The sequence below is a fragment of the Teredinibacter haidensis genome, from assembly GCF_014211975.1.
GTDB lineage: Bacteria > Pseudomonadota > Gammaproteobacteria > Pseudomonadales > Cellvibrionaceae > Teredinibacter > Teredinibacter haidensis.
Genome location: NZ_CP060084.1, coordinates 3912617 through 3925815 on the forward strand (window position 1 = coordinate 3912617; position 13199 = coordinate 3925815).

Annotated in this window: 15 protein-coding genes and 2 pseudogenes; 5 read left to right on the forward strand and 12 right to left on the reverse strand. The window is 44.2% G+C overall.

Annotated elements, in window-relative coordinates:
• Positions 1-736: 736 nt before the first annotated feature.
• From H5715_RS20085 to H5715_RS15800, 6 genes and pseudogenes are all read right to left on the reverse strand, one after another.
• Positions 737-1198, reverse strand: coding sequence for a transposase (locus H5715_RS20085; protein WP_221892307.1), 462 nt, complete (start codon positions 1196-1198; stop codon positions 737-739).
• Between the two features lie 89 nt (positions 1199-1287).
• On the reverse strand, positions 1288-2046 hold the full coding sequence (locus H5715_RS15780; RefSeq protein ID WP_075188172.1) for an AAA family ATPase: 759 nt from the start codon (positions 2044-2046) through the stop codon (positions 1288-1290).
• A gap of 61 nt (positions 2047-2107) precedes the next feature.
• Entirely contained in the window at positions 2108-2338 is a 231-nt protein-coding gene (locus H5715_RS15785) for a hypothetical protein (protein ID WP_075188146.1), read from the reverse strand.
• Complete coding sequence (locus H5715_RS20305; RefSeq protein WP_281388165.1) at positions 2325-2993, reverse strand: RHS repeat-associated core domain-containing protein; 669 nt, start codon at positions 2991-2993, stop codon at positions 2325-2327. The genes H5715_RS15785 and H5715_RS20305 overlap by 14 nt, the downstream gene beginning before the upstream one ends.
• Positions 2994-3183: 190 nt before the next feature.
• Positions 3184-3433: pseudogene (locus H5715_RS20310) on the reverse strand (transposase); the annotation flags it as partial.
• A gap of 357 nt (positions 3434-3790) precedes the next feature.
• Complete coding sequence (locus tag H5715_RS15800) at positions 3791-4204, reverse strand: group II truncated hemoglobin (RefSeq protein ID WP_185906555.1); 414 nt, start codon at positions 4202-4204, stop codon at positions 3791-3793.
• Between the two features lie 197 nt (positions 4205-4401).
• Between H5715_RS15800 and H5715_RS15805 the strand changes: the two genes are divergently transcribed.
• From H5715_RS15805 to H5715_RS15815, 3 genes are all read left to right on the forward strand, one after another.
• Complete coding sequence (locus tag H5715_RS15805; RefSeq protein ID WP_075186659.1) at positions 4402-4851, forward strand: hypothetical protein; 450 nt, start codon at positions 4402-4404, stop codon at positions 4849-4851.
• Between the two features lie 61 nt (positions 4852-4912).
• Positions 4913-6235, forward strand: coding sequence for an RHS repeat-associated core domain-containing protein (locus tag H5715_RS20315; RefSeq protein WP_484600454.1), 1323 nt, complete (start codon positions 4913-4915; stop codon positions 6233-6235).
• A complete protein-coding gene (locus tag H5715_RS15815) occupies positions 6235-6435 on the forward strand; it encodes a hypothetical protein (protein ID WP_075186661.1) in 201 nt (66 codons plus the stop codon). Before H5715_RS20315 ends, H5715_RS15815 begins: the two co-directional genes overlap by 1 nt.
• 297 nt (positions 6436-6732) lie before the next feature.
• On the opposite strand, the gene H5715_RS20640 is transcribed toward H5715_RS15815, so the two are convergent.
• On the reverse strand, positions 6733-6870 hold the full coding sequence (locus H5715_RS20640) for a helix-turn-helix domain-containing protein (RefSeq protein ID WP_425507047.1): 138 nt from the start codon (positions 6868-6870) through the stop codon (positions 6733-6735).
• Positions 6871-6955: 85 nt separating this feature from the next.
• Here H5715_RS20640 and H5715_RS15825 point away from each other — a divergent pair, with 85 nt between their 5' ends.
• The gene (locus H5715_RS15825; protein ID WP_185906556.1) at positions 6956-7801 is read left to right on the forward strand and encodes an REP-associated tyrosine transposase; all 846 of its coding nucleotides are present in this window, start codon (positions 6956-6958) and stop codon (positions 7799-7801) included.
• 254 nt (positions 7802-8055) lie between these two features.
• Here the strand turns inward: H5715_RS15825 and H5715_RS15830 are convergent, their stop codons facing one another.
• From H5715_RS15830 to H5715_RS15840, 3 genes and pseudogenes are all read right to left on the reverse strand, one after another.
• Positions 8056-8388: a hypothetical protein gene (locus tag H5715_RS15830; RefSeq protein WP_185906557.1), complete on the reverse strand. Its 333-nt coding sequence runs from the start codon at positions 8386-8388 to the stop codon at positions 8056-8058.
• An 84-nt stretch (positions 8389-8472) separates the two neighbouring features.
• Positions 8473-9330 carry a hypothetical protein gene (locus H5715_RS15835; protein ID WP_075186664.1) on the reverse strand — a complete coding sequence of 286 codons (858 nt, stop codon included), beginning with the start codon at positions 9328-9330 and terminating at the stop codon, positions 8473-8475.
• 178 nt (positions 9331-9508) lie between these two features.
• A pseudogene (locus tag H5715_RS15840) lies at positions 9509-10923 on the reverse strand (IS4 family transposase).
• Positions 10924-11023: 100 nt separating this feature from the next.
• Between H5715_RS15840 and H5715_RS15845 the strand changes: the two are divergent.
• Positions 11024-11269, forward strand: a complete 246-nt coding sequence (locus H5715_RS15845; protein WP_075184799.1) for a hypothetical protein — start codon at positions 11024-11026, stop codon at positions 11267-11269.
• 504 nt (positions 11270-11773) lie between these two features.
• Here H5715_RS15845 and H5715_RS15850 read toward each other — a convergent pair.
• Positions 11774-12250 carry a hypothetical protein gene (locus tag H5715_RS15850; protein WP_139309732.1) on the reverse strand — a complete coding sequence of 159 codons (477 nt, stop codon included), beginning with the start codon at positions 12248-12250 and terminating at the stop codon, positions 11774-11776.
• 22 nt (positions 12251-12272) lie between these two features.
• Entirely contained in the window at positions 12273-13067 is a 795-nt protein-coding gene (locus H5715_RS20430; protein WP_075184797.1) for an RHS repeat-associated core domain-containing protein, read from the reverse strand.
• Positions 13068-13199: the final 132 nt, after the last annotated feature.

Genomic DNA, 13199 nt, shown 5'->3' on the forward strand with positions numbered 1-13199 from the left:
TTAGAAAGTCTAGCTGTCAACTCGGATTTAATTGAGGTCTGTCCTGAACGGCACTTGAATGATTTGAGCGGTAGAGGCATTGTGCTAAACGGCAAAGAGGTGACCTCTACCGAGGCGTAGTATTTCAAGCACCGAGCCTGTTCCCCTGGCTAACCGCACGCGAAAATGTGATGCTAGGAGTTGAGCACGTTTACCCCCACGATTCCAGGCGGGATAGAAAGGATATTGTTGAATACTACCTTTCAAAAATGGGCTTAGTAGAAGCCCTGTATAAAAAAGCGACCGAACTATCCAACGCTAAAGCGGGGAAAATTAAGCGTTTTGTATCGCTCCATAAATTATTCCGAATTAAGAGCTACTCTAAAAGAGGCTCATCCTTAACATTTCACACTCACCTATTCAAAGGCCTTTACCGCCCGACTTACCGTAGCGTAACTTACACCATAAATCTTGCCGACTTGGGCTAAAGTGTAATGACCACTTAGGTAAGCTCTGGCCATACCTTCATTACGAGTATAATTTGAAACAAAATACGCTAATGGCTTCAAGGGTGCGAGCTTTTGCGGTTTAGGGGTATCATTCAGTGACTGGTCTTCACCTATCTTGCATTGGGGTTCTTCAACAAAATCGTCCGAGCCCAAATATACCTGGTTTTTCCCGTCTTTTATAAACGTCCTATATCCTTCAACAGAACGCTTTCGTTGTTTGCCAAAACCGGCTAAAACCCAATCTGTTGTCAAAGCTTTACAGGCTCACCGTAGCCAGCTGTCGCTCTATAGCTGCTCCACGGCCACTCATTGGCACTTCGAACCATCCTGGCACGCACTGGATTCAATACGATATACCGGCTTAATTCCAATAAATAGGCGTCTTTCTCAACCAATATAGCGTTATAACGCCCCTGAAAAACATGCGCTACGCGCTTATGAAAACGATTAAACGGCTGGGTATAGGTGTCATTAATATACTTCATGCCTTTTGACAAGGTGGCTGCCGGGGTTTCGATAAGTAGGAGGTAATGATTGTCCATCAGGCAGTATGCGCAACAAAGCCATTCATATCGCTGGCAAGCGTTTGCCAACAGGGAAAGAAAGGCTTGCCTATGCTCATCACATAGGAAGATATCGCTTTGAGCATTACCCCGAGCTGTAACGTGGTACAGCGCGCCTGCATATTCTATTCGTAGTGGCCATCCCATAACTCCCCCCTATTTTTGGGGCGGGCAAAAGGCAAGACCTGACCCCATTTATTACTTTATTTCCCCCACTAGCAATTGGAATAAGGCAGCTATTCATCAGCTGTCAGCTGCTTTACCATTGATTCGTGATTATTTAAGAAGTACTTTGTTACGGTGTAATGTTCTGTTTCTTCATATTTGATTTCATTCATTTCACCATCATCAAGTGAAATAATCTTTGAATCTTGATACGCCATTAATATTGGTGAATGGGTTGCAATAATGAATTGTGAACCATCAGCTATAAGTTGGTGCATTCTTGCAAGCATTGCCATTTGGCGTGTAGGCGATAATGCAGCTTCAGGTTCGTCCAGTATGTATAAGCCTTGACCACCAAACCGATTCATCATTAGCGCAAAAAAAGATTCACCATGTGACTGTTCGTGCAATGAAACACCACCATATGAATTGATAATTGGTGGACCGCCCGGACCTTCATCTAATTTGTCTATTTCTGTCGCGACGTTATAAAAACTTTCTGCACGTAAAAAGAAACCATCTTTCGGTCGTTGGTAAGACCGGGATAATCGAAGGTATTTCCATAGTGCTGAATGTGAAGTTCTTGTTGAAAAAGAAAAGTTCTTTGTTCCGCCTTCTGCATTAAACCCCCATGCGATAGCTAGTGCTTCAAGAAAAGTAGATTTTCCTGTGCCGTTTTCTCCGACAAAAAAAGTGACTCGGGGATGAAATTCAATGTCGTCGAAACACTGCATCATTGGAAGTGTTAATGGAAACTCTTCAAAATCTTCTATTTTTTCTTTTACCAACTTCGCGGAATGAACAAATTGGGGGTTACTGGAAGATACCACTTTCAAAACATCCCTAATAAATACATAACCTTAAATCCCCTAGCTTAGATGACTAGCTGCCTTATTCCAATTGGTCAGGCTTCAGTTCTGGATGTTCATCGAATATTGGATTCATAATATCCAGCAACATATTCCCCATCAGCTTCCCAACTGAACGGCGATAAGCATCTAATTCATCTTTTGAACAATGGTCTTGCACCAGTGTAACCGATTGGTTGAGTCTGTCACCAAATTCAACCATCAGGTCAATAACTTCAGTAGCTACTTGTTTTTTCATGTCATTTGCATTCATCAGGTTCTTCCATACAGCGATTCACGCAGTTCCAGAAAGAAAACCCATTATCATTGGTTGGTAACGCTGAATCAGAACAGCATTCAATACAACGATCCTTCTTGGATTGCTGACTATCATCACTGCTGTCATCAGTCGTATCATCATTCAAAGCGTCATATAACAGTGAACCAAGGGTAGCACCAGTGACAGCTTGAATACCGTAATTTATTCCCGCACCAATTCGACCACCAACCCAAAATGCCCCACGTGCTGCATGAACTGCTGATTCACCGTTAGGGTCATAGTAATTTATAGGATTACCATGCACATAAGCGTAGGTATTCGGTCCATCATTTAACCCTGTAGGATCACTTTGTATATACCTACCCAAGCTCGGATCATAATCCCTAAAGTAGTTGTAGTGCAGCCCACTCTCCCCATCAAAATACTGTCCTGGAAATCGTAGATTGATTTTTGTGAGATTAGTATCGTTATCCGGGTCTTCATTCGCCAGTCCTACTCCAAAAACATCACTATTCCATTCCCACACTTTAGTTTGGCTTTGGCTCGTCGCCAATCGTGGCGTGTTTAAATGATCCGCGTGTATGAAAATGGTGTCTGTGGCTTGGAATGTGTTGTTGCTGTAGGTGTCTGTGACCTGTGCGATGGGCAATGAACCGATCCACACGTAGTGGGCAATTTTTGTGACATTGCCGCTGCTGTCCTTTTGCGTTTCAGCAATGAGTTGTCCGCTCAGATCGTAGTGGTAAATTGTAGTGTTTTGAATTTCCCCCGCATTGTAATAAAGGCCCCCTGAGCAAGCCCTTCTGCTACGCCGAACTCACTTCGTGAACGGGGTATTTTCAGAATAGTACCAACTGATGATATTCGTGCACTTTCGTATACGCTTTTCCTTGGCTTTTCACATAACTCGCCATCATATTTTCATCCCCATGCTTACCTACCGTACTTGCAAAATAGCCATCCGACCTGAACTCCCCCCCAAAGCAGCTTCTTAACATGCGGGCATTTCTTAAACACCTCTCTCGCACTAAGACTTTTTATAAGTCTTACGAATTTCGTAACGCTATATTTCGGAACTGATTGAACCAGATGCATATTTTTGCCCACCGTGAACACCCATTTTTCCCAATCGTGAACACCTAATTTTCTCAACTGTGAACACCGAATTTTGTCCAATCGTGAACACTTTTTCCGCTAGGCAAAATTTGGTGTTCAGCTTCGCAAAATTTTTCAGCGATAGAAATACCCACCCTAAATACCTCTTGCAGGCTGAGGCTTCGAACGTAAGCTCCGCTCCTTTTGTCTAGCGATTAGCCACGGGGAGCACTCATGACAACCAAGAGGGTCACTATGATCAAACTCAAAGAAATCCTGCGCCTGAAATTCGAAGCGCAGCTCTCCCTGCGGCAGATTGCGCTGTGCTTAAGCCTGTTTCGATTGGCTCTCTCAGGCGCTACACACGGCGCGTATTCTTTCTGCTGGAACCTTTAGTTGCTCGATTAAATAGACTTTAAAAGACTCTTTGTAGGGTTGTTGTTCTGCGGCCTTTTGCATGCATAAAATCCAGGCATCCCTTTCCGCGGTTCCAATAGGCAGATGCCTGTGGGCCGAGGGAATTATGATACTACCGAAATGTTCGGAGTATAATTTTGGCCCGCCCAACCAGCCCGATAAAAAGTACGTAAGCTTTTTTCTTGAGGCTGTAAGATCACTCGGGTGCATACTGAGAATGATTTTAGCTTCTGGAAGGGTTTCCATAAAACCATAGAACGAATCGACAAGCCTGGTGAGGCCGGGTAGCTCGCCCGCTGCTCTATATGAGGTTTGTCCTATGCCATATTCTACTGTGTTAGAGCTCATGTCAGGTCCTATGTTTGTACAATGAATAACGGCCGATTGACGCCGTTACAGGGTTAAATCTCTTAGGGTTATATTCCCCGCCGCTTGCGGCGTAAAGCAGAAGGGCTTGCCCCGGGGATCCTTATTATGACGGTTATGATCGCCAGAACCGCTGGTATTTTCCTTCGAAGATAAAAGGCCGTCTCGCGTATTCAACCATGGATTATGAGGAGTATGGTTACGACGATAACGACAATCGAGATTACTACCGGCGACGTAATGGTGATGTACTTACCTTTAAGTACGATGCACTTAACCGCATGGTCGAAAAGAGTGTTCCCGAAAACCCCGGTGTGGATGCCAGTCATACTCGCGACGTGTGTTATCGCTATAACAACGCAGGTCTAATGACTGCGACGTTGTTTGACTCATATCCTGGTAACGCGAGCCAGTGTGCCGGTGAAGGCATCACCCAGAACTACAATGTTTTGGGCCATATGAAATATTCGACCATCAACCTCGATAGCGTATCTCGCACATTAACGTATACCCATAATGACAATGGTTTTCGCGTCAACGTTACTCATCCTGATGGCCAGCCCTTCAGCTATGTGCCCGATAACCTTAGCCGCCTAACCCATAGCAGCGCTGGCCAGCTACGGTTATAAAGCGGAAGGGTATCTCGACAATCTCAGTGGAGGCGTTACTACCCGCTACGGTTACGACGGCATTGGACGAATAGATTCTTTGGCGCACGACCTGGGTGGCAGCAGTTACGACAACACCTATGGGTATAGCTACATCCCCTCGTCGCAAATCAGCCAGCTCACCACCTCCAACACGGCTTATGCACCGATAGCGTCACAACAAAACAAAACCTATGTGGCCAATGGTTTAAATCAGTACACCGACGTCTCGGGAGCAATTCATCGCTATGATGACAACGGCAACCTGATCGATGACGGGCAGACCGTATATACCTTTGATCAGGAAAACCGATTAGTCAAAGCCGCTGTTAAAAACGGCGGCGCACTCAAGGCCGAACTTTGGTACGATCCCCTGGGCAGGCTTTATAAAGTACAGGGCCCGTCAGCCACGACTCAGTTTTTATATGACGGCGATGAACTTGTCGCAGAATTTAATAACACCAGCACCACCGTACAACAGCGTTATGTACATGGCATCTCAATAGATGATCCAGTTGCCTGGTTTCAAGGTAACTTAGTCACCGAAAGCAACAAGCGCCATCTAAGGGCCAATCACCAGGGTAGCATCGTTGCGGTTACAGATAATAACGGTAACAAACTCCAAATTCCCAGATACGACAGTTGGGGCAACCCAGAATCGACACCACCCGTACGCTTTGGGTACACTGGCCAAGCTTGGATACCGGAGTTAGGTCTTTGGCATTATAAAGCCCGGATGTATTCGCCTAGCTTAGGCAGGTTCTTGCAAACCGATCCGATTGGGTATGAGGATCAGATGAATCTTTATGCTTATGTGGGGAATGATCCGATGAATATGGTCGATCCTACTGGAGAGACGTGTGAGTCGTCAGATGGAGCTACAACCTGTGCACCTGAAGAAAGCTCACAAGATGAGGATGACTCGTGTGAAGATGAAGATAAGCCGGAGGAAGAGGTTGTTGTTACAGGTCATAGGCCAGACAAGACTAAAGTTGATTTCTCGATTTCATTTTCTGGTGATGGGCAAAATTCATCGGGTGATAGCTCAAGCAACAAGAACTGTGTAGCAAACTGCTTGCAAAATAATTATGGCCAACTCTATACGGTTGCAAATTATTTTAACCCCATAGGGGCGCTTTCTATAAGCAGTCAAGTCGTATCTGAATCAGTCACATCTTATTCGAAGCCTCGTGTAACGAGGAATTTATATACCCATGGTAGTTCAACTTTTGCAACTGGTGTTCGTCAAGCGGCTAGCTTACGGACTTTGGGTCAGCTAAATGTTGCTGGGGCGGTGGCTGCGTCGTTCGCGCTGCCTTTTACAGGTACAGCTCAAATTGTTTGCAACATGAGATGTAGTAAATAATGAATATTAAACTACTTTTTATCAGGTTTTTGGCTGGTGTTCTTGGAACCTTTATGATTTTTTCTGGTTGTTATCTAGCGCTATCAGATGTGCCGAAAGGATTTTTCGAGTGGTCTGGTTATTTAGGTGGCTTGATGCTTGGTATTGTTTTTTTAGTGTATGCCTATAAAGGTAAAAATATGCTGGGAAAAGAAAAATAAGCCTCCTCAGTAAAATCTGTGGGCCAGCATAGGCTCGGGCAGCTTGCCAAGAGCGTGATATAAAATAAGGAAAGGGGGTCAGGTCTTGCCTTTTGCGTCAATCGTTTTTTACACTCCGTGGGACAGCCCGGACAGGCACAGCAGGAGGGGTCAGTATCGATTGAAAAGCCATTCTCCGGACAACCACATTAACGATTTGTTCGCCAAGCCCTGACCTTCTGGCCAGGGCTTTTTGCTGTTAGGGGTTGCGTTGGCGCTGTACCGTCAACACCAGACAGCCTTCCTATACGCCTGGGGTCAAGTCTTGCCTTTTGCCTTTCTTAATATCCTGCTGACCCGTGAATAATGCAAACCAAAGTGCTCACCTATTTCTTTCATGCTATAGCCGCCACTGGCGTACGCTTGGCTGATGGCGGTATTCCGGTCTGCTTCAATAGGGGCATGGGGTCAAGTCTTGCCTTTTGCCTACCGCTGGAGTAGGTTTCGATTTATCCAATAGTTGATAAAACAGGCAAAGATTATGGCCAGACCTCTACGCTTGGAGTTTGCTGGTGCGCTTTATCACATCACCTCGCGCGGAAATCGGCGTGAAGATATTTACTTAACGGATAAAGACCGTGAGCTGTTTCTCGCGGTTTTGACTGAAGCCTGTGACCGATACAACTGGGTGTGTCATGCCTACTGCCAGATGTCGAATCACTACCATCTTTTGATTGAAACGCCTGATGCCAACCTTTCCAAAGGTATGCGCCATCTTAATGGCGTGTATACACAGCGCTTTAACCACAACCACACCCGCTTCGGGCATGTCTTTCAAGGACGTTATAAAGCAATCCTGGTTGATAAAAATGGTTATTTATTGGAGGTGGCCCGTTATATTGTTCTTAACCCCGTGCGTGCGGGTATGGTGCGACACGCAAAAGATTGGCCCTGGAGTAGCTACCGCGCCACCATCGGCCAGGCCAAAGAGACCGGCGGGTTGCAGACCGAATGGCTGCTCGCGGCATTTGGGCATCAGAAAACACGCGCCATAACTGCCTATAAAGACTTTGTTCGCCAAGGTAAAGGCCAGCCCTCTCTGTGGGGAACGCTAAAAAACCAGGTATATCTGGGTGACGAAGAGTTTGTTGAACAGATGCAGCAGCTTATTGACGGCAGCAAAGAGCTGTCAGAAATACCATCAAGCCAGCGGCGTGCTGCACCAAAACCTCTCGCCTGGAACGAAGCTGCCGAAGCAGACCGGAATACCGCCATCAGCCAAGCGTACGCCAGTGGCGGCTATAGCATGAAAGAAATAGGTGAGCACTTTGGTTTGCATTATTCACGGGTCAGCAGGATATTAAGAAAGGCAAAAGGCAAGACTTGACCCCAGGCATACCCAATTATCCGAATTAGTCGCGCAACAGCAAGTGGGAAATCGAACGGGGCGAATAGAGCCAAGGCCTGACCCCAATGGTGGTTTATTTCTGCAATTATAATTAATGCAAAACAATAAAGATCAACCAAAATATAGTTGTCCACATGCCAGAAAAATTCCAAGCGTTTGTTCTCATCACCCATATTAAGCAATTAATTTTCGTGAGTTCATTGCTTAATATGGGTAAAAAATACTGGTGATCACTACTCTTTTACGCAATTATTATCATTTCTGTATTCAAGCGAATCGACATGTAGCCACTGTTGTGAGTTGAATTCACAATAAGTGTATCCCTGAGCATTTAAGTATGATTTAAAGCCGTAGTGAAGTGCCTGTGGAAGTATAAAAATTGAAAGCAAGCCAGCAATGATAATGTGTGTAAGTGTTCTTCGTAGCTTGTCTGGCAGATCCTTTTTTAAGATGCTTGTGTAAACACCGTCTACCATTAAAGCTGCAATGGCTATAGCTCCCCCCAATAGGTAATAGCTTCCTTTATCAATACCAACAACTGGGGCTGAATTGACTATTTGGCTCATTGTTAAGCTAATGCTGTATACGAACCAACCTAGACAGCACAAGCCAAAGATCAGGAAGAATAGTAAAGATAATATTTTATTCATTTAACGAGGAAAAGGAGATAAGAATCGATTAATTTGGTGTTTTGCGGTTGCAATCAGTATGGTTTTAGCTCGATCAATTGCGTAATCTACAAAAGACTCAGCCACTTTAGCCCCAGCTCTTATAGCATCATCTTTTTTCTGCTTAATATAGGTGTTCACGTCATCACCCATTTCGTCCAAAGCTTCAACAACTTTATAGGAAAGGCCATATTTTTGATCGATTTTCCCTAATAAGTATGACACTCCCACACCTACAATGATTGCAGCAGCAAGAGGCCCAATGGCAATAGAAAACGCTGCGGCTGCAGCAGCGATTGATGCTCCCGTTGCAATGCCCACCTTAACAATATCAGTTGCTAAATAGCCAACCGTATATGAAAGGGTTGTTTCGTCAGTCAACACAAACTCTGCAATACGGTATGCACTCAACAAAAAGATTGTTACAACTCCGCCGACCTTTGCTGATCGGACAGCAGCACGTTTACCAAGCCCCATCGATATGACTTTCGCATTTTGCACGCCATATTTAGTTCCTGTCAGAATTCTTCGAAGGCCGGGCGCTCCTTTCAGGATAATATGGGCTTTACCGCCGTAGTGTTTAACATAAGCTTGGGTGGAGATACCGCCAAGGTCGGCGATGAGTTTCGATAGTGTAACAATATCTTTTCCTGCAGCTCCATAGTTTACGCTAAATTCCAAGCCTCCTTTCAGCTTACCCCAGGTTTCTGCGATTATTCTCTTTTTAGGGGAATTGGTTCCGGCGACGATGTTGTCCATTTCTTCAAGAGAAATGACATAAACTTCATGCGAGTTAGCACTGATATGCGCGCGCAAAGCTTTCTTTTCGTTTTCATTCATTCGGCGTTCCCTTTTTTACTCTATGCATCGTAGCTTCCTTATGGTGAAACAGGATTCTATCTGTTTGAATGGATCATTACATTATGAGGATTAGTAAATGTAATCGGGTTATCATTATAAGAAGAGACAATGGGGTCAGACCCGAATGGCACTTACTTTAGGACCGCCAAAAACTAGATCATTCAGCATTTCCGGTTTTTCTATATTCTCGCTGCTTTGGAAGATGCCCGTTTTTTAATATTTCCGCTTGCGCTAACTTCCGGTGTTTTGTCAGTAAAGAAAAAGGTTTCGGCCTCCGTTTAACAGCCCTCGGTTCTATGCGACCAGGCCGATTACCTGCCTGCTGCTCCCCGACTAACTTGAACAGTTGCATCAATTTATTTTCATCACAATATCCCACTTGACGACTCCAGGCCAACCATAACTGCAGCGTGTGTTTAAAACTGAGAGCGCGAGGTTGTACGTTTGCCAGCGTTGCAGATTGAGCCATGATAATTCGAATAAGGTTCTATGCCAGAAAATATATCCACATTTCTTTCTCAGCCATATCTGGTGTACGACAAACCAAGGTTTCCATTCCTAATATTGTTTTGATATTTCGAATATCCAGTTCTACATGCCAGCGCTGATGGTAAAGCTCCTTCAAAGAGTTTCGCGGTGCATCGTTAGGCCGTAGTAACGAGGTAATCAATATTTTGTTTCCAATTCTGACTTCCCTTATCGTCAACTCTTCTGGTAACGCGTGATAATCGTCTTGCTTCATCCATTCTGGGCATTGCTTGGGCTTTGGTAAACGAATGAGGTGATCTCTGGCTTCCAGCTTAACGCCCTTACGAAAATCCGTTTTTCGCTTTCTCATTCCATTTTGCTCAAAAACGACATCTATGGATCGTGCCATACATTCGGCTAACGCAAAATAGCTTCCATAAATGGCGTCACCAAGCAGAATATCTCCGCTTTTAAAACTGGGCAATATTGACCGCAGCAAAGCATGTTCACTGCCCCCTTTTCCCCTATAGGGCCCCATCGCTGCGTTGACTATTGCTCCGCTAGACAAACACGTTGCACCAACTATTCGACATATTGGGACGCACAGCCCCGGTTTTTGAGCTTTTTGTTGCGGGTAAGCTTTTTGATTAGCTGGCGTATCCGCTAAAGTGACTGTTGTACCATCGATTATGCGAACAGAGCGCCCATGCCAACGCCATTCGCTGGGAATATGCCTGTCCAATAATTCACTGGTTTTACAAACCAGCGACGATACCATCGCGGTTGGTAATCGCTTGCGCGCCTTACAGTAACCACCCGTATGGGTGCTGCAGGGTACTAACCCATGGATAAGCCGTGAAACCGATGCTTCTTTAACCACCCGCTGACAAGATCGGTCATCACCCATAGCTTGCGCCAAAAACATGGATAACGTCTCTGTCGGTGGAAATAATCGTTCTCTATGCTCCGGTAATAACGCCTCAAGCGTATCGAATAATTCCGGTGCAGTTAATACGTTAAAAAAACTAATAGCATCTCGATGAAACGCTTCTCTTTCTGAATAATTTTTTGTTGATGCTGCCGACGGTTATGTCTAGCATTCATTGGAGCTGGCCCTTTGGTGGCAGTGGCATCTTTGGCGAGGTAAAGCTCCACCATTGGACCAGCTTTTCTGCTTTTAAATCAATTAGTTGTATCTAAGTAAGTGCCATTCAGACCTGACCCCGTTTATTATTTTCAGCTAGCAGATATTTTAGAGGTCAGCCTAGACCACTTACTACGAGGTACTGAAGGGCAAGAGCTGCTTTCTTTTGAGATTAAGAACAAAAAACTTAAAGAGCTTTGTAAGAAAGTGGACGAGTTAAAACCAGCAGACCAAGATGTGGTGTGCCATTTTTTAGATATGGCGGTAACACAAGACAAGCTTAAGCAGTTAATGGTTTCCCCATAAATAATGCTCCACACCATAAACTAAAAATCCCCAGTCAAGGACTGAGGTTCTAAAGAACCGGCTAAAGGAAAAGGAAGGAATTGATCAATTTAAAATCCCTCCGTCCCCTTTAATTGCTAAAGAAAAAAGATAGGACTTAACTATTTTTCAAGTGTCTCTGACCCCTTGATTCCGAATCTGGTACTGCACAGCCTACTCTGAAAGCTCTAATTAAATTAACCAAAGCTTTGCATGTAAGCTTAGATGACTTGGTCTTTGGTGCAGAATCACGAGGGCCAGACGAGCGGCTAAGGTTGCAATTTGAAGCGATTACACAATTTGATGAAGAGGATAAATTATTGACTCAAGGTGTATTAGAGGGGTTGATTTTAAAGCATCAATCTAAGCAATCAATACAGCGGCAAGCCACTGCCAAAGGGTTGTAACGATTCAAACAAAAAAGCCCCAGACAATGACTGAGGCTTACAACAAGCAACTAAAGTAAAAAAAGGGCTTAACTATTTTTCATAGTGTACCTGACCCCTTGGCTTGAAACCTTAACTTTGAACCAAGCCGCTTACACTCTGTTGAATTAGTTTGATAAGGGCCATAGCACACATAATCGTCTCCAACAGCTTCAATAAGAATAAAGTTTCCAGCCTTACCTTCAGAGAAAAACTTGAATGTCTGCGCATCACTGATTAAGATCTGAAAATTTACAGCCTCAACATCTTTGATATTAGTATACGCATTAAAGTAATAGGCCGGAGAGCCAAGAATAACCACCCCTCCGACCACAAGTGCAACCACCTTCCTTTTCAATAGTACTGAGACACAAATCATCGATATAAAATTAAGGATAATGATGTATGCCATAAACTCAAAGTGCACAACCCTGTTTGCAACAAGCAAGCCAAATAAACATAATGCAGTCACACAAAAATAAGCTACAAGCATTATGTTCCGTACAATTTTGTTCTCTATGTTTTCTTGAATAAGCATACCAATCAATATCCCACTCAAATTATTTGGATGTAGTAAATACATTCTTCCATGGATCAAGATAGACGGTAGGATCACTAGGGTTTTCAGATGTACCTTGCCCGCTCATGTGACCAAAGCTAGGTTTATCCGTAAAGTCCCAATTGTCATCAACCCCCCCACCCTTTTGAACATCATTAAGATCATCCCATACATGATCCCACTGCTCCCCACAAATCAAAGTATTTTTACCAGTTAAGTTGCGGAGAAAATCATAGCCGTTAGTTTTTGATACATTATTATTGGCCACACCACCCAAGAAACCACTTGTATCCAACCGATCACCACTATTAACCATATCCTGAACAGATTGATTGAAAATATCTTGGATTTTTTGAACATCCGCAGCACTCAACCCATACGGATCTATATACCTCAGCGGATTATTGTTTACATAAGAATAAGTATTGATACCACCCCGCAGTCCAATCGGATCGCTTTGTATATATCGTCCCAACGTCGGATCATAATCCCTAAAGTAGTTATAGTGCAGCCCACTCTCCCCATCAAAATACTGTCCTGGAAATCGTAGATTGATTTTTGTGAGATTAGTATCGTTATCCGGGTCTTCATTCGCCAGTCCTACTCCAAAAACATCACTATTCCATTCCCACACTTTAGTTTGGCTTTGGCTCGTCGCTAATCGTGGCGTGTTTAAATGATCCGCGTGTATGAAAATGGTGTCTGTGGCTTGGAATGTGTTGTTGCTGTAGGTGTCTGTGCGATGGATATCGGCATTCAATTCAATAACATCTAAGAACACCGTCCACTCAACCATAGAAAGCTAAAAGCTCCGATTTATCCAATTAGAGCTCGAAGCTCCGAGCTAATAGCTTGGCGTTTGCAGCTAAAAGCTCCGATTTACCCAATTAGAGCTCGGAGCTCCGAGCTAATAGCTTGGCGTTTGCAG